Genomic DNA, 23,871 nt, shown 5'->3' on the forward strand with positions numbered 1-23,871 from the left:
AGATGGGAAAAACAAACAAGAATTCTTTATCCGATTGGATAAAAGCAGCAGTGATAGCTTTTGTTATTTACATCTTGATCCGTACATTTTTCTTTTCAAGCTATGATGTTGAAGGGAAGTCCATGCAGCCAACCCTTGAAGATGGCAACAAACTTGTTGTGAATAAAATCACTTATCAGATTCACGATATTCACCGTTTTGACATTATTGTTTTTCATGCGAATACAAAGGAAGATTATGTTAAACGAGTGATCGGGATTGCAGGGGACCGCATCCGTTACAAGAATGATTGGCTATACGTAAATGGCAAGAAAGTGGATGAGCCTTATCTCGAGAAATGGAAGGAAGGGTTTCCAGATCAGGATTTCACAGGAGATTTCACATTAAAGGAATTGACCGGCGGGACCACAGTTCCGGAGGGAAAGCTTTTTGTCATGGGTGACAATCGCCTTGAGAGTGCGGACAGCCGCCATTTTGGTTTCATACCGGTGCAAAATGTCGTCGGTAAGGTGGATGTAAGGTATTGGCCGCTCAAAGAATTCAATTATAGATTTACAGGTGAATGAATGATTGCAAAGCCCGGGAAACAGAGGGCTTTTTCTTTAGGGAAAAAAGCGAACGTATGATTGGTGTTTTTTGGGGAGGAACGTTAAAATGATAGATAGTGGATCTTGATTGGAAACAGAATCCTAATCAAAATTGTGAAGGTTTTTCTGGTATGATAGATGGAGACATAATGTTGTATAAGGGGGAAAAGAGATGTCACTCCGTTTTTTACTGGGAAGATCGGGTGCAGGGAAAACCTCGAATGTATTGGACGAAATTCGCTCCAAATTGGCAGAGGATCCCGAAGGCAATCCAATTATCTATCTCGTTCCAGATCAGATGACGTTTCTATCTGAATATAAATTAATTAAAACGCCAGGTCTTGCAGGCATGATCCGGACGCAGGTTTTCAGTTTCAGCAGGCTGGCTTGGCGGGTTCTACAGGAAACCGGGGGAATGAGCCGCCTCCATTTGGACAGTGTCGGCGTGAATATGCTGATCCGGAAAATCATGGATGATAAAAAAGAGGAATTCAAATTGTTTCGCCGTTCTGCAGATAAGCAGGGCTTCATTGCCCAGATGGAACTGATGCTTGCTGAGTTCAAGCAGTATTGCATCGAGCCAGGGGACATTCAAAGCTACTTGACCGAGGCATCAAAGGCAGCAAGCGGCATTGGGGATAAGTTACATGACCTAGAGTTGATTTATCAAGCTTTTGAGGATGAAATGGTCGGCAAATATTTGGATTCCGAAGACTATTTCACTTTACTGATCGAGAAAATGGCTGAGTCTTCATATATAAGGAATGCAGAAATCTATATCGATGGCTTTTATAGCTTGACGCCACAGGAATTATTGATTGTCGAAGAAATGATGAAGCTATGCAAAAACGTGACGGTTTCCCTGACCTTGGATCGCCCATATAGGCAATATGCACCGGATGACCTGCAATTGTTCAGGCAAACGGGAAACTTGTATCACCATCTTTATCAAGCAGGATTGAGGAATAACATCCCAATTTCAGACGATCGGATTTTATCGGGAACGGAAAGGTTCGGGAAGAGTCCAGGGCTGCATCATCTCGAAACTTATTTTGCGATTCGTCCTGTACGGGCGTTCGACCGCTCACCTGATGTAACGATTGCGCAGGCCGTTAACCGCAGGGCAGAAATTGAAGGAGTTGCCCGGGATATCTTGATGCTTGTCAGGCAAAAGGGGCACCGTTTCCGTGATATTGCGATTTTAGTTCGGAACGGTGAAGCGTACTCCGATATTTTGCAAACCGTGTTCCGCGATTATCAAATTCCCTTGTTCGTCGATTCAAAACGGACGATGCTGAATCATCCTTTAATCGAACTGATTCGATCCACTTTGGAGATCATCAATGGATATTGGCGTTATGAACCGGTATTTCGTGCAATCAAGACGGAGCTGCTCTTTCCACTGCAAAATGATCATGACAGGATGCGCGAACAGGTGGATAAACTGGAGAACTATGTACTGTCCCGTGGGATTAAAGGGACCAGGTGGACTTCAAAAGATCGTTGGACGTACAAGCGTTTCCGCGGTCTTGAACTGGAGGACCGGAATCAAACGGATAAGGAAATGAAGCTTGAGCAAGAGCTGAATGAGATGAAGCACTTATTTACCGAGCCCATCTTGAAGCTTTCGAAGCGTGTTAAGAAGGCTGATAATGGAAGGGAATTATGCGAAGCCCTTTATCTATATCTTGAAGAATTGCATGTCCCGGAAAAATTGGAAAAGCTGAAGCAGGAGGCGGAAGATGCTGGGGATTTGGTTTCGGCAAGAGAGCATGAACAAACATGGAATGCTGTTGTCGATCTATTTGACCAATTCGTAGAGCTTTTAAGCGGGGAAAAGCTTTCCATGAAGCAATTTGCGGCAATCATAGAAGCCGGCCTGGAATCTCTTGAGTTCTCTTTAGTGCCGCCGGCCATTGACCAAGTCCTTGTCGCCAACCTCGATTTATCCCGTCTTGACGATGTGAAGACGGCTTTTGTTATCGGCCTGAATGAGGGGGTCCTGCCAGGCAAGGCAGTATCTGAAGGAGTTTTTTCAGATAGTGATCGCGACGTTCTTTTGGCTGGGGGACTTAACGTCGCACCAGGCTCGAAGGTGCGCCTCCTTGATGAGGAGTTTACGGCGTATAAAGCCTTCACTACACCTGCAGAGTCCCTGTATTTATCGTACCCGCTTGCCGATGAGGAAGGAAAGGCACTGTTGCCATCCTCTTACTTGAAGCGGGTAAGGGATGTGCTGCCCAACGTTTCCGATGTGCATTACATGAATGATCCATCCGATCTGTCTGCTGAGGAACAGCTGAAATATGCCGCGAATAATGATGTGGCCCTCTCTTATTTGGCTGCCCAATTACAGCTCAAAAAAAGGAACTATCCAATCCATTCTCTATGGTGGGATGTATATAATGTCATCATAGAGGATGAAATGGCTGGACCTTTGGCAACTAAGGTGTTATCAAGCCTTTTTTATCAGAACAAAACAAAGAAATTATCAGAAGAAACGAGTAAGCGATTATATGGCGACAGCATCCTTACAAGTGTTTCGCGGATGGAAATGTTCAATAGCTGCCCGTTTTCCCATTATGCGGCTCATGGCTTGAAACTGAGGGAAAGGCAAATTTTCCGTTTGGATGCGCCGGATATCGGTGAGATGTTCCATGGAGCATTGAAAATGATTTCGGATTATTTGAAGGAGCACGATATTCCTTGGTCTGCATTAACGAACGAACAATGCTTGGAACTTGCCAGGATTGCTGTGGAAAGACTGGCACCCAAATTGCAAAACCAAATTTTGTTAAGTACGAACAGGCATCACTATTTACGCAGGAAATTGGAGCACGTGATCGGACGTGCCTCGATGGTATTAAGCGAGCATGCCAAGGTGAGCGGTTTTGCTCCGGTTGGTTTGGAGCTTGGGTTCGGAAAAAATGGTGAGCTGCCGCCGCTGACTTTCACATTGAAAAATGGTACGAAGATGGAATTGATTGGGCGCATCGATCGAGTGGATAAAGCGGAAGAAGGCGAAGGAGTCTATTTGCGTGTGCTCGATTATAAGTCGAGTGAAAAGGAACTGAACATGAGTGAAGTGTATTATGGACTTGCCTTGCAAATGCTGACATACCTTGATATCGTCGTGACTCATTCGAATTCACTTATCGGCAAGGAAGCGATTCCGGCCGGCGTTTTATATTTTCATGTCCATAACCCTGTCGTCAAATCAAAAGGAATGCTCAGTCTGGATAAAATTGAAGAAGAAATATATAAAAGCTTTAAAATGAGTGGCCTTGTTCTGGATCACTCGAATGTCATCCAGATGATGGATCAGTCGCTTGATATTGAAAGTTCGGGTAAGTCGGATATCATCCCGGCAGGCTTCAAAAAGGATGGATCGCTCCTTGCCGCTTCCAAAGTTGCCAGCAGGGAAGACTTTTCAATGCTGAATCGCCATGTTCGCCGCGTTTATCAGGAGTCGGGTGATCGAATGGTCGATGGTGACGTGAATATAACGCCATTTAAATTAAAGGAAAAAACGCCATGTACCTTCTGTTCCTTTAAATCGGTATGCCAATTCGACCAGTCCCTGGAGGAAAATCAATTTAGGAACTTAGCACAAAAGAAACAAAATGATGTTCTTGATCTATTGAGAGGGGAGGGTGAGAGCGATGAGTAAAACGAATATACCTGCTCTGCCTGGAGATGTGACCTGGACCGAAGATCAATGGAAGGCGATATGGGCCAAGGATCAGGATATTTTGGTTGCGGCCGCTGCCGGTTCCGGGAAAACGGCAGTGCTGGTCAATCGGATCATTCAAAAAGTGATATCGGAAGAAGAACCGATCGATGTGGATGAACTGCTCGTCGTTACATTCACTAATGCTTCGGCTGCCGAAATGCGTCATAGGGTAGGAGAGGCATTGGAAAAAGCGATCCATGATAATCCGCAGTCACAACATTTGCGAAAGCAGCTGAGCTTGATTAATCGGGCCTCGATATCGACACTTCATTCCTTTTGTTTAGAGGTGATCCGGAAGTATTATTATCTGACGGATATCGACCCGGCTTTCAGGATTGCCGATTCCACAGAAGTCCAGCTGCTTCGTGATGAAGTAATGGAAGAGCTTTTCGAGGAGCAGTACGGACAAAGTGATAATGAAACGTTCTTTCAATTGGTTGATGCCTTTACAAGCGATCGAAACGATGATGCACTACAGGATATCGTTCGATCGCTCCACGATTTTTCGCAATCGAACCCTGATCCCGATCAATGGCTCGATGGGGCAGCCAGCATGTATGAGCTGGCTGATGATGAGGGGATTGACGACCTTTCATTCATCGCATCATTGAAATTCGATATTGGTTTGCAGCTGGACACCGCAAGGGATCTATTGGAACGTTCGCTCGCGTTGACAAAAGTGCCGGGGGGACCGGCACCAAGGGCTGAAAACTATTTGGCTGACCTTGCCATGGTTGCCAAACTGTCGGAAGTGAAAGAACAATCCTGGAATGCGCTTTACGAAGAAATCCAAAACGTGAAGTTTGGAACGGCGAAACGCTGCACAGGAACTGATTTCATCAAGGAAATAACGGATGAGGCCACCAAATATCGTGATAAGGCGAAGAAAATCATTAAAGCGTTACAGGAAGAGTTATTTTCCCGTAAGCCAGAAAGCTACCTGCGTGATATAAGGGAGCTCAAGGGATATGTCGATACGCTCATCATGCTTGTTAAACAGTTCGACGCGCGTTTCTTCACGGCCAAAGCAGAAAAGAACTTGGTTGATTTCGCTGATTTGGAGCATTATTGCCTGCAAATCCTGACTGGTGAAACCGTGGAAGGTGAACGAAAACCATCGGAGGCTGCCATCGAATACAGGAACCAGTTCAAAGAGGTGCTTGTCGATGAATACCAGGATACGAACCTTGTTCAGGAATCGATTTTAAAATTGGTGACGGCCGATGGTGAATATGATGGAAATCTTTTCATGGTGGGTGATGTCAAGCAGTCCATTTACCGGTTCAGGCTTGCAGAGCCGAATCTCTTCCTTGGAAAGTACAACCGCTTTACCCGAGATGGGGTTGAAACAGGCCTGAAAATTGATTTAAACCGCAATTTCCGAAGCCGCAAGGAAGTTCTTGATGGAACGAATTTCTTATTTCAGCAGCTGATGGGCATCACAGTCGGCGAAATTGATTATGATGAGGATGCTCAATTGAAAAAAGGAGCACCATATCCCGAAGACGCCCCAAACCCGATTGAACTCCATTTAATTGATGGGGCAGCCGATCCCAATGCTCATGAGGAAACGGCGGCGGAGGACGGATTTGAGACAGAGGAGCTTGAAAAAGCGCAGCTCGAAGCAAGGCAGATGGCCAAGCTCATTAAGAAGGCCATAAGCGATAAGCATCCGATATATGATACGAAAACCAAACAATACCGATCGGCAACTTATCGTGATATGGTCATCCTGCTGCGTTCGATGCCATGGGCACCGCAAATCATGGAGGAGTTTAAAAAGCAAGGCATTCCCGTCTATGCCAACTTATCGACAGGGTATTTTGAAGCGACAGAAGTCGCGATCATGATTTCCCTATTGAAGGTGATCGATAATCCGCAACAGGATATTCCCTTGGCATCGGTGCTTCGTTCTCCCATCGTCGGGATGGATGAGGAAGAAATGTCACAGGTGCGTTTATTCCATACCGGGAGCTATTTCGAAGCATTAGCTGATTTTTACAGGAAGAGTGATCGGGAGGAGTATCCGGGGCTTTATGAAAAAGCTTCGGCTTTTTATAAAAAACTGGTCAGTTGGAGGAAGCTTGCCAGACAGGAAGCATTGTCAGATGTAATTTGGCTGTTGTACCGAGAAACCCAGTTCTATGATTTTGCAGGGGGGATGCCTGGGGGCAAACAGCGTCAGGCTAATTTAAGGGCATTGTATGACAGGGCGAGGCAATATGAGGCAAGCTCTTTTCGCGGATTGTTCCGTTTCCTGCGCTTCATTGAAAGGATGCAGGAGCGGGGTGATGATTTAGGTGCGGCCCGGGCGTTAGGGGAACAGGAAGATGTAGTCCGCCTGATGACGATCCACTCTTCAAAGGGCTTGGAATTCCCGATCGTGTTTATTGCCGGTCTATCCAAACAATTCAATATGATGGATATCCGCAAACCGTATTTACTTGATAAGGATTATGGATTCGCTGCAAAGTATGTCAATCCTGAATTACGTATCACTTATCCATCCTTACCTCAAATGGCATTTAAGAAAAAGAAGCAGCTTGAATTAATTGCTGAGGAGATGCGGGTCCTCTATGTTGCCCTTACAAGAGCTAAGGAAAAGCTGTATTTGATTGCCAGCATCAGTGATGCAGAAAAAACGCAGCAAAACTGGGCAAGTAATGCAGCACATGGAGAATGGCTATTAAAGGATTATGTAAGGGCAGGTGCAAAAAGCTATCTTGATTGGATCGGTCCAGCCCTTGTCCGTCATCGCGATTCGCTTGTGGAAGGTCAAGGGTTTGAAATGGAGTCGCATCCATCGAACTGGTCGATTACGATCGTTCCAAGTGAGGAGCTTGCCGTTCTTGATGAGGAAGAGGCACTTGGACAGGAGCAATTACTTGAGCATGTCCAGAAATCGGAGAAGGTCGCGATGGTATCTGAGTTTTACGATGAAATCAAAGGACAGCTTCAATGGGAGTATCCGGAACATGAGGCGTCCTTGCACCGTTCGAAGCAATCCGTTTCTGAACTTAAGCGGCAATACGAATTGAGGGACGAGACTGGCTCGACTGAATTGTTGCGTAAATTTAAGCGTCCCATCACAAAGCGCCCGACTTTCATGCAGGAAAAATCACTAACTCCTGCTGAAAGGGGTACGATTACACATTTAGTGATGCAGCATATCGATCTATCCAAGGAGGTTACCTTTCAAGCGGTCCAGAAATTGGTGGATGACTTGATTCAACGTGAATTGTTGACAGAGGAGCAGAAGGAAGCAGTGGAACCGGAGACGATTGTCGTTTTCTTTGATAGTGAAATCGGGCAAAGGATGCAAAGGTCCGTGAACATTCGCCGAGAAGTGCCATTCACGATGTCGTTGCCAGCAAAAGATGCTTATCTCGATTGGGATTCCGGGGAAGAGGAAATTCTTATTCAAGGTGTGATTGATTGTATCTTTGAGGATGAACAGGGCCTTGTCCTGCTCGATTATAAAACGGATGCGATTACCGGCCGATTTGCTAGCGGGTTTGAAGGAGCTAAAGAAATCCTTGCCGATCGATACCGGGTGCAGCTCCAGCTTTATACGAGGGCTGTTGAAGGGATACTCAATAAGAAGGTAACCAATCGATACTTGTTTTTCTTTGATGGGGCGCATTTATTGGAAGTATAAGACAGCCGTCAGGAGGAATAAACGAGCAAGCCTGCCGGGTAAATCTGCCGAATTTTAAAGTTCGTTAGAATAAGGTGTAACTTTTTTAAATGATTTTCTATAAAAAGCTAGGCAACTCGAAGGAGGTGCCGCCTGTATTTTGCAGGCGGCATTTTTTAGGTTTTACTGCCCTCGATAGTGGGGGGAATCAATGATCTGTGTAAATCTTAGCGGTCATATCTCAATGGTTTGCCCATGTGACTTGGATTTCCCTGACTCATTCATCAACCTGTTTAATTGTAAGGATGCCTCATCCATCTTCACAAGCTAGAATATTTGAGTCGTAAAATCAAAATGGATTGGAGCGGTAGGAGTGACTCCCGCTTGGAATGTGGGTAAAATTCCGCGGAAGGGAAGTGCTTGAAAAGCGATGGTCTAAGTCCAACCATTCCAAAACTGTAGGCAAAAGAAAATCCATTTGCGTTTTCATACCGAGAGTGAACAGAAACCGTTTTTTCTTATCATAAACATATGTGCCCTATAGGTAGACTTTTTTCGTGTCCACTCTATAGGGCACATATTGGAAGAGGGAGCCTTTTCCTTCGTTAATTATTCCCTGCAATGGGCTGGTCGATCCCATTGATATCAAGCACATTGCTTCCATTCAAACCATTGGCGGTAAAGACGATGGCACCAGTATTTGCTGAACCTGAACCTGTGACCGATTTGGAGGATGACTTTGGGGAAATCACCGCTGCATCCCCGAATAATAGATTTCCTTCCCCTACATTAAATATTTGAATAGGGCCGACTATGGCTGGCATATGAATGCCTCCTTCTTAAAAAATCAAGTATTGTTGGGTGAAACCTCAATGGATTGCCCTTCGACCTTTTTAGGGACCTGCCGTATGTGTTTCACCCTGGATTCCATACGTATATGGCCGACATTGCCCACGCCAACCACGGAAGAGGATGATATCCCGATGATATTGATGTTGCCGACACGTATGAAGGGATTTGGATTTGAAAAGCTTGAGTAGACCGGTTCATACAATCTCGGGAGATAAATGGGCCTCTTGAAAACGTTATAGTCTTTGAATTGAATGTCAATTGAACCGAAAGTTTCACTTTTCTTCTGAACGGCTAATGCAAGGGCATTTCCATCTATATAGGAAGTGTCCCCTATTTGCATGGTCGAACAGAATGAGACCGTATCGGATAATATGGATTTCACTTTTGATATTCTCGAAAACATGTTGTTTACCCTTCCGGGGTAACCGGTACGAATGGTCCGATTATAAGGGATTCAGGCGGAGTATCGAATGCGGAAGATAGTTGAACCGTTTGGACATCCCCAATGAGAAATAAAGCAGAGCTTGCTACACCAGTGATTTTTATATCACCTACACAAAGCTGATGATTCGTTACATTAAACTCCATTTACATTTCCTCCTGTTTCGGCTTGTGAATGTGTGATGAATTGAAACAATGCCGCTTGAATATCGGACTTTACCTTTTCCCTGATCTTTTCCTTGACGTTATCACGTTGCTGCGGTGCACGTTCGGGGAAAGACAAGTTATCGTAATACATATTGATTCGTTGATGGAGCTGACGTTCGACGTCTTGTTTAATGAAGTCATGATAAGAAGGCTCCAAAGTTATTTTTAGCTGGCTTTCCGTATCCTCGATCATATTTTCCAAGTCTGAAAGAATATCGTTATGAATTTCCTGAACAACGATTTCCCGGCCTGGAAATAAATTTGGAGCAGGCTGAACGGGTTGGTTATTAACGGAAAATTCATCTATGTTGTTTAGATCATTAGGATTTAAACCGATATTCAACGTACCGTCCAGTGATTCGACTTTTAATTGATCGAATTTATATTCAATCCTATCAACATGGATTGGCGGTCTATTTTTCAGCTCGGCAAGTTCATCTGTCAGGCGTTTGAGTTCGTGTTCAAGTTTCATGATCCGTTTATCCTGGGCTTCTAAAAAACGCTGCATTTGTATGGAGTACGAATAAAGATCCTGATTCACGATTCAACACCTCACCTTCACCAAGATATGTTTTCATATATGACAGTATATGAAAAAGTTTACGGTAGGTGAATGCCTATGAACTAGGAGGTGTAAATGGTACGAAGGTGGTCAATGGTGCTATATCAGCTTCGATTTCCGGTGCAGGCTCAGTGAAGCCGCCGGTATTGGCCAATGTAGAATATGGTTTGATCACGCCTGCACTTCCAATTTGAAAAACGGAGGAGTTGGCGATGCTTTCAATTTTTATCATATTGATTTGGATGGTTTGGTGAATATTGAAAATCATGATGACTCCTTTCTATAAAACCATTAGAGATTTAAGACCATTGGCTGGTCGACGCCATCTGTATCATTTGTGTTTGTGGTGCTATAGGCATTATAAAGTGAAATGGATTCACCAGTATTGAACGAGCCAGCACCTGCAAACGTTTTTGAAGTGGAGTATGGATTAATTTTAAAGACGTCACCAATATGGACAACGCCACTGCTACCGACGTTAATGACTTGAACGATTCCTACAATGGCCGGCAAGAAAATCACCCTTTTTTCATTCGGTTTTTCCCTGGAATCTTTGGCCGTGAGCCCAGAATTGAAGGGAGTTTCAATGTATTGTATGTTCACTCATGGTTGATGTGATTCATCTGCCTATCGAAATTCTGTTATGTTAAAAATTGGTAGTATTAATAAAATGATGATAACGGATGTAGTAATAATACTGATTTCAACGAAGGGAGTGAATATCTACTTCAATTTAAACAAGAGGTGATTAAATGAATGTACCAAGTATTAACGCATTTCTTAGATTGAGCAGCTTTACTACATGGCGATTAGAAAGCGATCATAGGAGATGAGAAGGTTTTAACTTACATAGAGCTGAACGGTCGTGTAAACAGCTTTCAAATGGTGATTTATCTCCGTAATGGTTACTGGAAATTCAAGGGAAGATAAGATGGGTTTCGTTAATTGTAGCCTCGCTATCGCTGTTCAGAAATGATCAGCTATTTTTTTTTGTATCTCTTAACCTTAAATGAAGTTTCTTATTAAGCTATGAAAAGTAACTCAAGCCATTCTTAAACAAGGGCGGTCATTCAGGAGCAATCGAATTTGTTTCGAAAAAAAGCTTCCGGTTTGACGATAAAGTGTTACGATTATAAAATATTTAGAATTATTATAATTTTAATTTTTCTTCATGTTGACTTTAAGAGTTTTGGATTGTGGGGGAGGGCAATGAAACGGATTCATTATAGCTGGATCATTTTAATCATCACATTTTTCTCAATTATTGTAGCAGGAATCGTTAGATCATCATCCGGCGTATTCATCGTACCATTGGAAGATGAGTTTGGATGGGATCGTTCCGTCATTTCTTTGGCATTCGCCATTAGTCTATTTCTTTATGGATTATCAGGCCCCTTCATGGCTGCCCTGATTGAAGTGCTTGGATTAAAGAAAATGATGGTATTGGGCATGTCCACCCTATTGACAGGGATTTCCCTTACTTTTTTCATGAAACATGAGTGGCAGCTGATGCTTATCTGGGGTGTTATCATCGGATTGGGTTGTGGCGTGTTTTTGACGGTGTTGAGCCCATATGTGGCGAATCGTTGGTTCGATAAGCGGCGAGGGCTGGCAGTTGGGATATTAACGGCAAGTACGGCTACAGGTCAGCTCATTTTACTTCCAGTTTTAGCTATCATCATCGAGAACTACTCTTTTAGATGGGCAATTGGTTTGGTCATGGTTCTTAGCTTGATCATGCTGCTGATCATCCTTTTATTCATGAAAAATACACCGAAGGAGGTTGGCGCGCTTCCATATGGGGCGGAAGGGAAAATCCGGGAATCGGCTGCAGTTCAAAAGAAAAACCCCATTGGCATGGCTTTTCGATCATTAAAAGAAGCGGCGGGAGTTAAGGAATTCTGGTTACTGGCAGCAAGCTTTTTTATATGTGGACTGTCAACGAGCGGATTAATCGGGACACATTTCATTTCTTATTGCATCAGTTTTGGTTTGCCTGTCGTTACGGCGGCATCATTGCTATCTTTCATGGGGATCTTTGATTTGATTGGTACTACTTTATCCGGCTGGTTATCCGACCGTTTTGATAATCGCTGGCTGTTGTTTTGGTATTACGGTCTAAGGGGAGCGTCCCTCGTATTGCTTCCTTTTGCGCTGAAGGAAGGTACGATCACGTTGTTGATCATCTTCTCCGTATTTTATGGGTTGGATTGGATAGCGACGGTTCCCCCGACCATCAGCATTTCAAGGCAAGTCTTTGGATTGGAGAGAAGCGGGATTATCTACGGGTGGATATTCGCTTCGCATCAAGCTGGTGCAGCAGTGGCGGCATATGGCGGTGGTCTGATCTTCAAGGTTTTTAATTCCTATACATGGGGATTTTTCCTAGCGGGGATCTTTTGCTTGCTGGGGAGCTTGTTTGTCATATTGATAAAAAGGGAAAGAACGGCTTCCATCATGAACGATGATACAGTAAAGCTATAGAAGCATTGTGAATTCCTGTGAAAGAAAGAGGGTGAAAATCATGAACGGGACGATGATGACATTGCAGGAAAATAAACGGATAGTAAGCATCGATATATTACGGGGGCTGTCCATTTTAGGGATTTTTTTCGTGAATATGCCTTCATTCCACTCTCCGCTCTTGTACATGGACGGTGCTGGACAATGGTCCAAAGGCTGGGACGGGATATTATACAGGTTCAGTGATGTTGTGGCACAGGCCAGCTTTTATCCGTTATTTGCGTTTTTATTCGGTTTCGGTGCAATCACCCTGGCCCTTGGGAGCACAGAAAAGGGGATATCCTTTCCTTTCCTGTTTACGAAAAGGCTATCTTTCCTGCTTATACTTGGATGCATGCATGCTTTTTTCATCTGGCATGGGGATATCCTTATTAATTACGCTGTTTTTGGGTTTGCATTATTGTTTTTTTATAAGATGAGGGGTAAGGCGTTGATCTTGCTAGGTACCGTGTGTTACGTTCTGCCATTTGCCTTATTGGGTGCGCTTTTCCTGGTTATGGGCAGCATCGATAGCGAGGCGATGTCAATAACGGAAGATTCGAAGATGATGGAGCAGTCTTTGGAAATTTATCAATCTGGCACATTAGCGGAAATCATGAATCAGAGAGCACAAGATTGGTATATGGTGAATAACCTCTTTAATGCCGGTATCCTTTTTTTGTCGATTTTCCCGTTTTTTTTGATTGGGGCTGGTGTGGCTAAGCAAGGCTATTTGCAAAACCCGATGCCATATAGGCGGAAATTGAAGGTAATCATGATCGTAAGCCTGCTACTGGGCTTGATGATAAAGAGTCTCCCCTATGTGGGGGTATATGATTTTGGCACAATGTTCATGCAGGATTATTTTGGCGGACCATTACTGACGGTATTCTATATTACAGCCATCACGTTACTTGCAGAAAAAACTGGAGCATGTCGACTGTTAATGCCTCTTTCCTATGTAGGCAGGATGTCCATGAGCAATTATTTATTCCAATCGATAGTCTGTACCTCGATTTTTTATTCATATGGCTTTGGCTTATACGGATCCGTTTCTTACACGACAGGGTTCATTATCCTGATTGCGTTGTTTTGCCTGCAAATCCCTCTATCCCGCTTATGGATGAGTTTGTATAGATACGGCCCGGTTGAATATGTCTGGCGATGTGCTACATATGGAAAAAAGCCGGTCATGCGCAAGGAAGGACTAGTAAGGAAGAAATGCACATGATGATCATTAAATTGTTGATTTTTCCCCATTAAGGTGACACCTTAGTTTTGTTTTTATGTAAAAGCCTATGATATGATGAGAGGGAAACTGAACGAGGGGGCAATAAAATGACTACACACTTGCATATTACAGCATGGGTAATCGGAATCATCCTTTTCTTTGTCACATATTCGATGCTTAAAAGCGGAAATCCGAAAGCGAAAATGCTACATATGATAACACGGTTATTCTATCTACTGATTTTCTTGACTGGCGGAATGCTGATTACGGATTTTGGTGCCTATGCCGTTAAAATGATTGTCGGCATCATCGTAATTGCTGCGATGGAAATGGTCTTGGTTCGTACGAAAAAAAGGAAAAGCACTAGTGCCATGTGGATCCTATTTATCGTTGCGTTGGTATTCGTGGTTTATTTGGGACTTTCCCTGCCACAAGGACTTTACTTCTTTAAATAAAGAATGGAAAAGCGGGTAAATGAGCAGACCTCATTTACCCGCTTTTTTCATGCTATTGTGAATTAACTTTTTCAATGACGATCCTTTTTCCAGTGTTCAAGGTGAACTCGAAGCGGTCATGATCCTTTTTCCCATAAGAAAAATGGTGCTGGACGAGACATATTTGATTTTCATTATCGAAGGTAAAGAAATTCACACCAGACTGGTTAGGGACGGTTCTTAAAAAAGTGAGCTGATTATAGCTATATATACAATCATAAATCGAGAAATCAAGAGAGTTCAAGGTGGTTATAAATTGGAAAAATGAATCGTCGTTCAATTCCTCCAATAAACGTTCAAAAGAGTAGAGCAGTTTTTTGCGAATTCGAATGGGCTCATTTTCCCTTAAAAAGGTGATTTCCCGATGAAGCAGGATTTTCCCTTCTTCCTCGACCACTCCCTGCTGCCAACGTCCACCCCTGTATACTTCGATAACACTTTCAACATAATCTTCGATGGAGCAGGCCTCATCTGTTTCATCATCGAAGAAAATCCATTGTTGATTGATATTTTCCACTGTTCCTTCGGTAAAAGCTCTCGTTTGCCTGTTCATTAGTTTTGTTCGTTGTTGCTGACTCATACATATACCTCCAATAGTGGAATCCTCACCTACTTTTTAGTCAAAATCCAATGAAAATATAACGGTATATTTTAAAATATTATGGACAAATAACCATCTTTCCGTCTTCGCATAGGCTATGTTTAAACACGGGATGCTTTGCTCAACACTTCGTAATCACTCAGGGGGGCGTATAGGAGGATCCTACGGATGATGCTGATCGATACTTAAACATTGTTATGCATGTCTTCGAATTTGGAAATAAGGGACGATAAATCTTTTTAAGACAGGAGCCAATATTCTGTAATAGTCCCGATGGAAAGGAAGAATTGTAGAATGTGTGGGATAACAGGCTGGGTACATTTTCAAAAAGATTTACGGACTGAAACGAGAACACTGGAAAGCATGACGAAAACATTGGCAAAGCGGGGACCTGACGAGGATAATGTCTGGAGCGAAGCCCATGTTGCCTTTGGCCATAAACGATTGACGGTTGTTGATGCGGAAGGCGGAAAACAGCCGATGACGAAAAATCAACAAGACGGCAGATATACACTTAGCTACAATGGTGAGCTATATAACACCGAAGATATTCGTAAACAGCTATTATTAAAAGGATATTCCTTTAAAGGTCATTCTGATACAGAAGTTTTACTAACTTCTTATATTGAATGGAAAGAAAAATGCATTGACTTGTTCAATGGGATTTTTGCGTTTGCAATATGGGATGAAAAGGAGCAAAAATTATTCATTGCAAGAGATCGGATGGGAGTAAAACCATTATTTTACACGGAAAAGGACGGCGGGTTCATTTTTGGGTCGGAGCTGAAGGCGATTTTAGCCCACCCTGATGTGAGGACAGAGATTGATCGGGAAGGGCTGTCTGAAGTTTTCGGTGTAGGTCCATCCCGAAAACCAGGTTCCGGTGTGTTCCGTAATATTCATGAGCTGAGGCCCGCCCATGCGCTCACATTATCAAGGAAGGGGGTCCGGATTTGGCGCTATTGGAATGTGAAGAGCGAAGAGCATCGGGATACCCTCGATGAGACGGCCGAGAAGGTCCGCTTTCTCGTCGAGGATGCAGTGACGAGGCAGCTTGTATCCGATGTTCCGCTGTGTACCTTCCTTTCAGGAGGGCTTGATTCCAGCGCCATCACGGCCATTGCAGCCAACTCTTATCAAAAAGAAGGAAAAGGGCAGCTTCATACGTATTCCATTGATTATGAAGATAATGAGCGGTATTTCAAGGCAAATGATTTCCAACCTAATTCCGATGGATATTGGATAAAAAAAATGACGGATACATTCAATACGGTTCATCATTCATCTATCATCACCCAAGAACAGTTAACGAATCACCTGACGGAAGCGGTGCTTGTAAGGGATCTCCCGGGTATGGCGGACGTCGACTCTTCCTTACTTTGGTTTTGCAAGGAAATCAAGCAGGATTTTGTAGTAGGACTATCAGGCGAGTGTGCGGACGAAATTTTCGGAGGTTATCCATGGTTTCATCGCGAGGATGATTTAAATCGGGCTGGGTTTCCTTGGATGAGGTCCACGGATGAGCGAGTGTTATTATTGAAGGGGGGATGGCGCGAGAAACTGAAGCTGGAGGAATACGCGCATGAGGCATACTTGACCACCCTCGCCGAAACGCCTAGATTGGATGGCGAAAACGGTCTGGCGGCAAAGCGTAGAGAGCTATTTTATGTGAACTTATTATGGTTCATGACCACGCTTCTTGACCGCAAGGACCGGATGAGCATGGGAGCGAGCCTGGAGGTCCGGGTGCCATTTGCCGATCATCGCCTTGTCGAATATGCGTGGAACATCCCATGGGATATGAAAATGGTGGGTAACCGTGAAAAGGGCATCCTTAGGAAAGCGTTGGAGGGACTGTTGCCGGATGAGGTACTGTACCGTAAAAAAAGTCCCTATCCTAAAACTCATAACCCTCTGTATACAGACCGGGTACAGGGGTGGTTGAAAGAATTGCTGAGGGACAAAAATTCCGTCCTGCACGAGTTTTTCGATAAACAAAAGTTGAATGACATTGTCGACTCCAAAGGTGCCGCATTTAAGGTGCCATGGTTCGGTCAATTGATGTCGGGTCCTCAGTTGCTGGCCCACTTGGCACAAACACATGTATGGTTCAAAGAATACGACATCCAAATCATTGAATGAATAAAGGGGCAAGGATCTATATCCTTGCTCCTTTTCTTGCATCAATGATTGAATGTCAGGATTTTATATTGATAGCCATCCAAATCGATTTGCCGTTCCTTAACGGCTGCTTTCGTCCTTAAATCCGTTACAGTCCGTCCTTTCAAGTCAAAAGGAAGCGTGAAAGATTGTAAATTTTCGGTCGGATTTATGAGTATGACCACGGAACGGTTTTGATTATATTTCAAGTAGGCAACGATGTTTGCATTTTCGCTTGTATCCAAAAATTTGAACATCCCGTCATTGGCCAGTAACCGTTCTTCTTTCCTTAACCGAATCAATTCCTTCACTTCATTTAAAAGCTCGCCATTTTGTTTTTCTTCTTCCCAGACCATGCATTTACGGCATCCTGGATCCATGCTGCCGGTTAAGCCTATCTCATCTCCATAATAGATGCAGGGGCTCCCATTGAAGGTCAGCAGGATGGCATGGATAAGTTTGGCTCGTGCCAAGTCCTCCCCACAATCAGTAAAGATCCGCGGCGTATCATGGCTTCCGAGCAGATTGAACGTCACGTCAAAAACATTGGTCGGATAGCTATGATAGATTGCAGTCATCTCTTCAATGAATTCACGGGCATTGATGGTTTGTGAAGCGACCAGGCGAAAAACTTGGTTGGTGAACGGGTAATTCATCACAGCATCAAACTGGTCGCCGCGCAGCCAGGGCATGGAGTCATGCCAGATTTCACCAAGAATATAAAGGTCTGGCTTGATTTCTTTGACCGCTGTCCTGAATTCACGCCAGAAAGGATGGTCAACTTCATTGGCGACATCCAGTCGCCAGGCATCTATATCAAATTCTTTGATCCAATAGGTCGAAACCTCGAGTAAATATTGCTTCACCTCCGGATTCGCTGTATTCAATTTCGGCATCGATTCGAAGAAGCCGAAAGTTTCATAATTCGGTCTTTCCCCTCCTTTAAGAGGGAATCCGTGAGGATGGAACCAGTCCTTATATTTGGAATCCTCTCCCTTCTCGAGCAAATCCTGAAACGGGGGAAAGTAATACCCGCTATGATTAAAAACGGCATCCAGCATAACACGGATACCACGGGAGTGGCACTCTCGTATAAGTGTTTTCAATATTTCCTTCGAACCGAATTGGGGATCGATTTTTCGGTAATCGATTGTATCGTACTTGTGATTGGAATGGGCCTCGAAGATCGGTGTGAAATAAATGCCGTTTATGCCAAGGTCTTCAAGATGATCCAAATGTTCAATGATCCCTTCAAAATCACCTCCAAAAAAATTATCCACTGTCGGTTCTTCGCTCCCCCAAGGCTTTACACCTTCAGGGTCGTTATCATGGTTGCCGTTCGCAAATCTTTCTGGGAAAATTTGATACCAAATAGTATCTTTGACCCATTCAGGTGCACCGAATATTTCATTTTGATGCAAGTAAGGAATGGCGAAATAGCTACCTGGATCCCTTGGAACTTCATTGAAAAAACCCTTTTCGGTATAAATGGCCGTTTCATCTCCTGAGCTGATCTGGAAGCCATAGCGAATTCTTCGGTAGGGAGGCAATACATAAACATCCCAATAGTCATAGTGGGCATCACGGCCGGATAAGCTCATCGCCTGCTCCTCGTAAAGCCATTTTCCTTTATCGGATATGTATGGATCCCCAAATATCAATTCAACTGAGGAGATATCGTGTTTTTTCGTACGTAAGCGGATATGTAAGGTTTCCGTGTCAATTGTGTAAGCGAAATTATCTGTAGGTCTATGGTGTATGGCTGAAAATTCCATTGGTAATCACTCCAATTCTATATGCGTTTTTGAGGAAGTAAATTGAAATTGGAAACCACAGGCTGTGAATGAGAAAAGCTTCATGGAGTTGTGTCCAGCCGTAATGAACATATTTTTTTCACTATGGTTATATACCCAATAATAATTGAAAAAAGCGGGAATTAACTAAAAAATAACAAAAATTATTCATTACTACAAGGAAATAAATACATCCAGGAAAAGTTGTAAAACGTAAGGGCGTTCATATAATAATAACAAAAGAGTTGGCATCGCTTTCATTCTCCGAATTTGTACGATATTTTATCTGTAAAACAAGCACTGTAAACAATTCGGCGCTTTTGGACATGATAAAATAAACATTTAAAAAAGGAGAATGAAATTGAAAAAGCTGATTTTCCATTTGTTCATGTCCATATTCTTGATCATGATGGCAAGTGCTTGTGAGCCAACTTCAGATAAGGAAAATAAAATAGTTAAGGATGATAAGAAGACTGTGGAAGAAGCCACCGATGAAGCGAAACCGGAAAAAATGTTCATCTGGGAAGAAAAAGGTAAAGCGGAAGCTCTTAAGCCATTAATTGAAGGGTTTGAAAAAAAATATGGTATCGATGTTGAGCATGAAGAGCTGGAAATTGACGAAGAAATGCATGACCGCCTTCGTCGTGATGGGCCAATTGGAAACGGAAAAACCCCGGATGTCGTAACATTTTCTCATCAAAAAGTCGGCCAGCTCGTGAAGGAAGGCCTGATTCAGGAAGTGAAGGTGAAGAATGATGTATTGAATTCCTTCAATGAATCTTCGGTCAGGGCGGAGATGTATCAAGATAAGGTATTTGGTTTGCCGAAATCGGTGAACACCTCCGTTTTAATTTACAATAAAAAAATGATGCCTAAGGCTCCCGAAACGATGAATGACTTATATAAAATCTCGAAAAAATTAAGAAAGAACAACATCTATGGTTACCATGCCGAATGGACTCGTTTTCATGATGCATATGGCGTAATGGCTGGAATGGGAAGTTATGTATTTAAGGATCAAAAAGGCAATTTCGATCCTTCGGACATTGGTTTAAATGACAAGCATGCCATAAAAGCCGCTGCATACATTCAAAAATGGTATAAAGCAGATTTGATTCCAGAAGGTGATAGGGATGCGATCGATAAGATGTTTCGCCAAGGTGATTTGGCTTCATTATCAAGTGATGCTAACTCATTTACCGAGAAAAAAGATACAGGAATGGCGCCTTTGCCTGAATTGCCGAATGGTAAGCGGATGAAATCGTTCCTGGAAGTCAAGGGCTGGCATGTAACGGCATTCACAAAAAATCCTTACTGGTCCACAAAATTGATCGAGTATTTGACAAACGACGAACAGGCAATCCAACGCTATGAAACAACAGGTGATTTCCCTCCGAACAAAGCGATCAGGAATAATAAATTAATCAAAGAAAATGAAAGGGCACAAGCCTTAAGCATACAATTACAATACGCTGAACCTGTGCCGAATATTCCGGAAATGAATAAAGTATGGAGACCGATGAACTCAGCCATGAAAAGGATAACGATGGATAAGGCTAAACCGAAAAGGGCATTGGATGAAGCGGTGAAAGCGATAAAAATAGAATGATTTTCTTGTTCTGAATGTTCGATTACATGGAGTTCAGGTATTATGTCCAATTTGTCCCTTAAGTGTAAAGTTTTTTATAATTTGGATTTGACGGGATGTGGTCAAAAGGCTAATCTTAAAGGCGTAAAGAGATAGCTAGGAGGAGAGCGGATATGAGAAATGGAGTGTTAACACTCGCTTTAATTCCGTTGCTTCTTTTTTACGCCATTCCAGTAGGGGCAGCTGAAAAAGAACAACGAACTTGGACGGATGAAATCGTATATTCACTAATGGTTGACCGATTTTTCGATGGCAATACCAAGAATAATGGAGATGCTAATGTAAATGATCCTTCGGCGTTTAATGGCGGGGATTTTGAAGGTGTCACGAAGAAACTGAATTATTTAAAGGACATGGGTTTTACCGCTATCATCCTTTCACCAGTTTTCGCTAATGAAGATAAGGGCTACCATGGGGATTGGGTGACTGATTTTTATAAAACGGATCAACACTATGGGTCCATGAAAGAATTTAAGAAGCTCGTGAACGAAGCACATGATCTTGACATGAAAGTGATCCTTGATTTCCAGGCCAATAATGTGGGTCCTCATTCATCTTGGGTGAATGACACCGATAAACAAGATTGGTTTCATGAAGAAAAAGAAATCTCCAATGGTGGCGATCAAAAGCTATTGGAAACAGGGTGGCTTGACGGTCTTCCCGATTTGAATCAGGACAATGAGGAAACAAGGGAATATTTACTTGATGCTGCAAAATGGTGGATAACGGAAACTGATATTGATGGATACCGTTTAAATAAAGTTCAATTCGTGGCAAAAGATTTTTGGAAGGAATTTGTGGATACAGTCAAATCTGAAAAATCAAATTTCTATACGATCGGCGATATACAAGGTGATGCCGATATGATTTCAAGCTACAAGGAGACCGGCATGGATGCTTTTATGGCCTACCCACAAAATGATGAGTTAAGGGAAGCATTTTCTGCTCCCGACAAAGATTTGAAGCCGGTTTTTAATGGGTTCGAAGAGAGTGAATCGAAGTTCGGGGGTAAAGCTCCCCAAGCATTGTTCATGGATACGCAGGGGATGCCCCGTTTTACAAAGGATGCTGCCGATCATAATGAAAACCCAGGCTCCAGATGGAGAATGGCGTTGTCCTATCTTTATACGATGCCAGGAGTGCCAATCGTATTTTACGGCTCAGAAATTGCACTAAATGGAAATGTGGCCCCTGACAATCATAAATTGATGAATTTTAAGACAGAGCAGGAGTTGGTGGAATACATCACGAAGCTATCCGACCTCAGAGATATGCATCCTGCTTTGACAAAGGGCGATATGGAGCTTTTATATGAAAAAGGGGGGACCTCTGTATTCAAACGAGTTTATGGTGAAGAGACGATGGTCGTCGCCATGAACAATACGTCTGAAACCCAAACGATAAAAATTACAGATAAGGAACTTGATAACAATAAAGAACTGCGAGGCATGCTGAATGGCGATTTGGTCCGCAGCAAGGACAACAGCTACACGATTGTAATTGATAGGGAGTCAACGGAGGTCTACACACTGTCACCTAAGTCGATCATTAATATACCATACATGTTCGTTATCGGATTGGTTCTTCTCATTTTTGGTATATTCATTGCGTTGATCATGAAACGCTCAAAGAGGAACGAACGAAAATGATCACTTATTGCGGTTGGATGCTGAATATCGTCCCTAAGGCTTTGTGAAAACAGGATCGGGGGGATTCATCATGAATGAGACTTGGTGGAAGGAAGCCGTTTGTTATCAAATATACCCGCGCAGCTTCATGGATAGTAATGGTGATGGGGTGGGAGATTTAAAAGGAGTGATTTCCAAACTCGATTACCTGCAGGATTTAGGCATCGACGTTATTTGGATTTGCCCATTTTATAAGTCTCCCAATGCTGATAATGGCTATGACATCAGCGATTATCAGGCAGTTTCAGAGGAGTTCGGATCAATGGAAGATATTGCACTCTTATTGAAGAATGTCCATCAGCGTGGTATGAAGGTGATCCTCGATCTTGTGTTGAACCATACGAGTGATGAGCATCCTTGGTTCATTGAGTCACGGTCGTCCCGTGATGATCCTAAACGTGATTGGTATATATGGAGGGATGGACAGGACGGTCGCGAGCCGAATAATTGGGAAAGTATCTTTTCAGGAAGCGCCTGGAAGTTCGATGAAGGTACCCATCAATATTACTTACATCTCTTTGCCGAAAAGCAGCCAGACTTAAACTGGAAAAATGCTGATGTACGGAAGGCGCTCTATAAAATGGTCAATTGGTGGCTTGATAAGGGAATTGATGGTTTCCGGATAGATGCAATTACGCACATCCATAAGCGAGATGGTCTGCCGGATATGCCAAACCCTTATTGGCATCAGTATGTACCTGCGTTTGAAATGCATACGAATCAGGATGGGATCCTCGATTACTTGCAGGAGCTCAAGGAGGAAACGTTCTCTAAATATGACATCATGACGGTCGGAGAGGCCAATGGCGTCAGGATCGAGCAAGCGGAAGAGTGGGTTGGGGAACCGAGTGGGAAATTCAATATGATTTTTCAATTTGAACACCTTGGACTTTGGAATCGAGGACAAAATCAGCATGTGGATGTAATCGGGCTAAAACGTACCATGACCAAATGGCAAAAAGGACTTACGGACAAAGGCTGGAATGCTTTGTTTTTTGAAAACCATGATCAACCGAGAAGCGTATCGACATGGGGAAACGATCATCAATATTGGTTGGAGAGCGCAAAAATGATTGGAGCTCTGTATTTTTTCATGCAAGGGACCCCTTTCATTTATCAAGGTCAAGAAATAGGAATGACGAATGTTCAATTTGACTCGATAGATGATTATGATGATGTCGGAATGAAAAATTTCTATCGGATCGAGACAACCAAAGGGCGTCCGCATGAAGAAATCATGCACATCATATGGCATAGCGGCCGTGATAATTCAAGAACCCCGATGCAATGGAGTGAACAGGAAAATGGAGGGTTCACGAATGGAACGCCTTGGATGAGGGTTAATTCCAATTATCGGGCGATTAATGTAGAACAACAGAAAAATGACCCCTCATCCATTTACCATTTTTATAAAAAAATGATTCAGCTTAGAAAAAAACATCAGGTCCTTGTTTACGGAGAATATGATTTACTATGGGAAGATCACCCGGAGCTTTATATTTATACAAGAAGCATGAATGGTGATTCAGTCAAGATTGTCTGTAATTTCAGTACGAATCACCATCAAATCGATCTTTCGCATTGGGGTGAAATGGAGCTTTTGCTGGCTAACTATAATGATTGTTCAGGAGGGCCCATTATTGATTTACGACCATATGAAACGAGGGTTTACCGTTATTGAGCAAATGGAATATCATTGAATTCAGCTTGAAATCTATATGTGGTCAGTCGTCTG

18 protein-coding genes are annotated in these 23,871 nt (G+C 43.1%); 10 read left to right on the plus strand and 8 right to left on the minus strand.

Annotated features, from left to right (window positions below):
- The first annotated feature begins 2 nt into the window (after positions 1 to 2).
- The 3 genes from lepB (at position 3) to addA (ending at position 7,978) form a co-directional block, all read left to right on the plus strand.
- Positions 3 to 566 (plus strand): signal peptidase I, encoded by a 564-nt coding sequence (gene lepB, locus ABE28_RS05860; protein ID WP_064466626.1) that lies wholly within the window; start codon positions 3 to 5, stop codon positions 564 to 566.
- 193 nt (positions 567 to 759) lie between these two features.
- Positions 760 to 4,257 carry a helicase-exonuclease AddAB subunit AddB gene (gene addB, locus ABE28_RS05865; RefSeq protein ID WP_064466625.1) on the plus strand — a complete coding sequence of 1,166 codons (3,498 nt, stop codon included), beginning with the start codon at positions 760 to 762 and terminating at the stop codon, positions 4,255 to 4,257.
- The gene (addA, locus tag ABE28_RS05870; protein ID WP_064466624.1) at positions 4,250 to 7,978 is read left to right on the plus strand and encodes a helicase-exonuclease AddAB subunit AddA; all 3,729 of its coding nucleotides are present in this window, start codon (positions 4,250 to 4,252) and stop codon (positions 7,976 to 7,978) included. The genes addB and addA overlap by 8 nt, the downstream gene beginning before the upstream one ends.
- A 584-nt stretch (positions 7,979 to 8,562) precedes the next feature.
- On the opposite strand, the gene ABE28_RS05875 is transcribed toward addA, so the two are convergent.
- From ABE28_RS05875 to ABE28_RS05900, 6 genes are all read right to left on the minus strand, one after another.
- On the minus strand, positions 8,563 to 8,781 hold the full coding sequence (locus ABE28_RS05875; protein ID WP_061143070.1) for a spore germination protein: 219 nt from the start codon (positions 8,779 to 8,781) through the stop codon (positions 8,563 to 8,565).
- A 23-nt stretch (positions 8,782 to 8,804) separates the two neighbouring features.
- Complete coding sequence (locus ABE28_RS05880; protein WP_064466623.1) at positions 8,805 to 9,212, minus strand: spore germination protein GerPE; 408 nt, start codon at positions 9,210 to 9,212, stop codon at positions 8,805 to 8,807.
- 5 nt (positions 9,213 to 9,217) lie between these two features.
- The gene (locus tag ABE28_RS05885; RefSeq protein ID WP_064466622.1) at positions 9,218 to 9,397 is read right to left on the minus strand and encodes a hypothetical protein; all 180 of its coding nucleotides are present in this window, start codon (positions 9,395 to 9,397) and stop codon (positions 9,218 to 9,220) included.
- Complete coding sequence (gene gerPC, locus ABE28_RS05890; RefSeq protein ID WP_064466621.1) at positions 9,387 to 9,998, minus strand: spore germination protein GerPC; 612 nt, start codon at positions 9,996 to 9,998, stop codon at positions 9,387 to 9,389. Before gerPC ends, ABE28_RS05885 begins: the two co-directional genes overlap by 11 nt.
- Positions 9,999 to 10,074: 76 nt before the next feature.
- The gene (locus ABE28_RS05895; RefSeq protein WP_064466620.1) at positions 10,075 to 10,287 is read right to left on the minus strand and encodes a spore germination protein GerPB; all 213 of its coding nucleotides are present in this window, start codon (positions 10,285 to 10,287) and stop codon (positions 10,075 to 10,077) included.
- A 23-nt stretch (positions 10,288 to 10,310) separates the two neighbouring features.
- On the minus strand, positions 10,311 to 10,532 hold the full coding sequence (locus ABE28_RS05900) for a spore germination protein (RefSeq protein ID WP_061143066.1): 222 nt from the start codon (positions 10,530 to 10,532) through the stop codon (positions 10,311 to 10,313).
- Between the two features lie 696 nt (positions 10,533 to 11,228).
- Here ABE28_RS05900 and ABE28_RS05905 point away from each other — a divergent pair.
- The 3 genes from ABE28_RS05905 to ABE28_RS05915 all read left to right on the plus strand — a co-directional run bounded on the left by ABE28_RS05905 (position 11,229) and on the right by ABE28_RS05915 (position 14,207).
- On the plus strand, positions 11,229 to 12,503 hold the full coding sequence (locus tag ABE28_RS05905) for an MFS transporter (RefSeq protein WP_064466619.1): 1,275 nt from the start codon (positions 11,229 to 11,231) through the stop codon (positions 12,501 to 12,503).
- A gap of 40 nt (positions 12,504 to 12,543) precedes the next feature.
- Positions 12,544 to 13,752 carry a DUF418 domain-containing protein gene (locus ABE28_RS05910; RefSeq protein WP_064466618.1) on the plus strand — a complete coding sequence of 403 codons (1,209 nt, stop codon included), beginning with the start codon at positions 12,544 to 12,546 and terminating at the stop codon, positions 13,750 to 13,752.
- Positions 13,753 to 13,859: 107 nt separating this feature from the next.
- A complete protein-coding gene (locus tag ABE28_RS05915) occupies positions 13,860 to 14,207 on the plus strand; it encodes a YisL family protein (RefSeq protein ID WP_064466617.1) in 348 nt (115 codons plus the stop codon).
- Positions 14,208 to 14,259: 52 nt separating this feature from the next.
- Here the strand turns inward: ABE28_RS05915 and ABE28_RS05920 are convergent, their stop codons facing one another.
- A complete protein-coding gene (locus tag ABE28_RS05920; RefSeq protein WP_064466616.1) occupies positions 14,260 to 14,826 on the minus strand; it encodes a DUF2777 domain-containing protein in 567 nt (188 codons plus the stop codon).
- A gap of 315 nt (positions 14,827 to 15,141) precedes the next feature.
- Between ABE28_RS05920 and asnB the strand changes: the two genes are divergently transcribed.
- Positions 15,142 to 16,989: an asparagine synthase (glutamine-hydrolyzing) gene (asnB, locus tag ABE28_RS05925; protein ID WP_064466615.1), complete on the plus strand. Its 1,848-nt coding sequence runs from the start codon at positions 15,142 to 15,144 to the stop codon at positions 16,987 to 16,989.
- 41 nt (positions 16,990 to 17,030) lie between these two features.
- Here asnB and ABE28_RS05930 read toward each other — a convergent pair whose 3' ends face one another.
- Positions 17,031 to 18,782 (minus strand): glycoside hydrolase family 13 protein, encoded by a 1,752-nt coding sequence (locus tag ABE28_RS05930; protein ID WP_064466614.1) that lies wholly within the window; start codon positions 18,780 to 18,782, stop codon positions 17,031 to 17,033.
- Between the two features lie 379 nt (positions 18,783 to 19,161).
- Between ABE28_RS05930 and ABE28_RS05935 the strand changes: the two genes are divergently transcribed.
- The 3 genes from ABE28_RS05935 (at position 19,162) to ABE28_RS05945 (ending at position 23,817) form a co-directional block, all read left to right on the plus strand.
- Positions 19,162 to 20,409 (plus strand): extracellular solute-binding protein, encoded by a 1,248-nt coding sequence (locus ABE28_RS05935; RefSeq protein ID WP_064466613.1) that lies wholly within the window; start codon positions 19,162 to 19,164, stop codon positions 20,407 to 20,409.
- A gap of 152 nt (positions 20,410 to 20,561) precedes the next feature.
- Positions 20,562 to 22,097: an alpha-amylase family glycosyl hydrolase gene (locus ABE28_RS05940; RefSeq protein WP_064466612.1), complete on the plus strand. Its 1,536-nt coding sequence runs from the start codon at positions 20,562 to 20,564 to the stop codon at positions 22,095 to 22,097.
- Positions 22,098 to 22,167: 70 nt separating this feature from the next.
- Positions 22,168 to 23,817: a glycoside hydrolase family 13 protein gene (locus ABE28_RS05945; protein WP_064466611.1), complete on the plus strand. Its 1,650-nt coding sequence runs from the start codon at positions 22,168 to 22,170 to the stop codon at positions 23,815 to 23,817.
- Positions 23,818 to 23,871: the final 54 nt, after the last annotated feature.

The sequence above is a fragment of the Peribacillus muralis genome (genome assembly GCF_001645685.2).
In the GTDB taxonomy this organism is placed as follows: Bacteria; Bacillota; Bacilli; order Bacillales; family DSM-1321; genus Peribacillus; species Peribacillus muralis_A.

Bases quoted from the DNA above. Each gene is read 5' to 3' on its own strand.
- lepB (WP_064466626.1), top strand. From the start codon at position 3: ATGGGAAAAACAAACAAGAATTCTTTATCCGATTGGATAAAAGCAGCA.
- addB (WP_064466625.1), top strand. From the start codon at position 760: ATGTCACTCCGTTTTTTACTGGGAAGATCGGGTGCAGGGAAAACCTCG.
- addA (WP_064466624.1), top strand. From the start codon at position 4,250: ATGAGTAAAACGAATATACCTGCTCTGCCTGGAGATGTGACCTGGACC.
- ABE28_RS05875 (WP_061143070.1), bottom strand. From the start codon at position 8,781: ATGCCAGCCATAGTCGGCCCTATTCAAATATTTAATGTAGGGGAAGGA.
- ABE28_RS05880 (WP_064466623.1), bottom strand. From the start codon at position 9,212: ATGTTTTCGAGAATATCAAAAGTGAAATCCATATTATCCGATACGGTC.
- ABE28_RS05885 (WP_064466622.1), bottom strand. From the start codon at position 9,397: ATGGAGTTTAATGTAACGAATCATCAGCTTTGTGTAGGTGATATAAAA.
- ABE28_RS05895 (WP_064466620.1), bottom strand. From the start codon at position 10,287: ATGATTTTCAATATTCACCAAACCATCCAAATCAATATGATAAAAATT.
- ABE28_RS05905 (WP_064466619.1), top strand. From the start codon at position 11,229: ATGAAACGGATTCATTATAGCTGGATCATTTTAATCATCACATTTTTC.
- ABE28_RS05910 (WP_064466618.1), top strand. From the start codon at position 12,544: ATGAACGGGACGATGATGACATTGCAGGAAAATAAACGGATAGTAAGC.
- ABE28_RS05915 (WP_064466617.1), top strand. From the start codon at position 13,860: ATGACTACACACTTGCATATTACAGCATGGGTAATCGGAATCATCCTT.
- ABE28_RS05920 (WP_064466616.1), bottom strand. From the start codon at position 14,826: ATGAGTCAGCAACAACGAACAAAACTAATGAACAGGCAAACGAGAGCT.
- asnB (WP_064466615.1), top strand. From the start codon at position 15,142: ATGTGTGGGATAACAGGCTGGGTACATTTTCAAAAAGATTTACGGACT.
- ABE28_RS05930 (WP_064466614.1), bottom strand. From the start codon at position 18,782: ATGGAATTTTCAGCCATACACCATAGACCTACAGATAATTTCGCTTAC.
- ABE28_RS05940 (WP_064466612.1), top strand. From the start codon at position 20,562: ATGAGAAATGGAGTGTTAACACTCGCTTTAATTCCGTTGCTTCTTTTT.
- ABE28_RS05945 (WP_064466611.1), top strand. From the start codon at position 22,168: ATGAATGAGACTTGGTGGAAGGAAGCCGTTTGTTATCAAATATACCCG.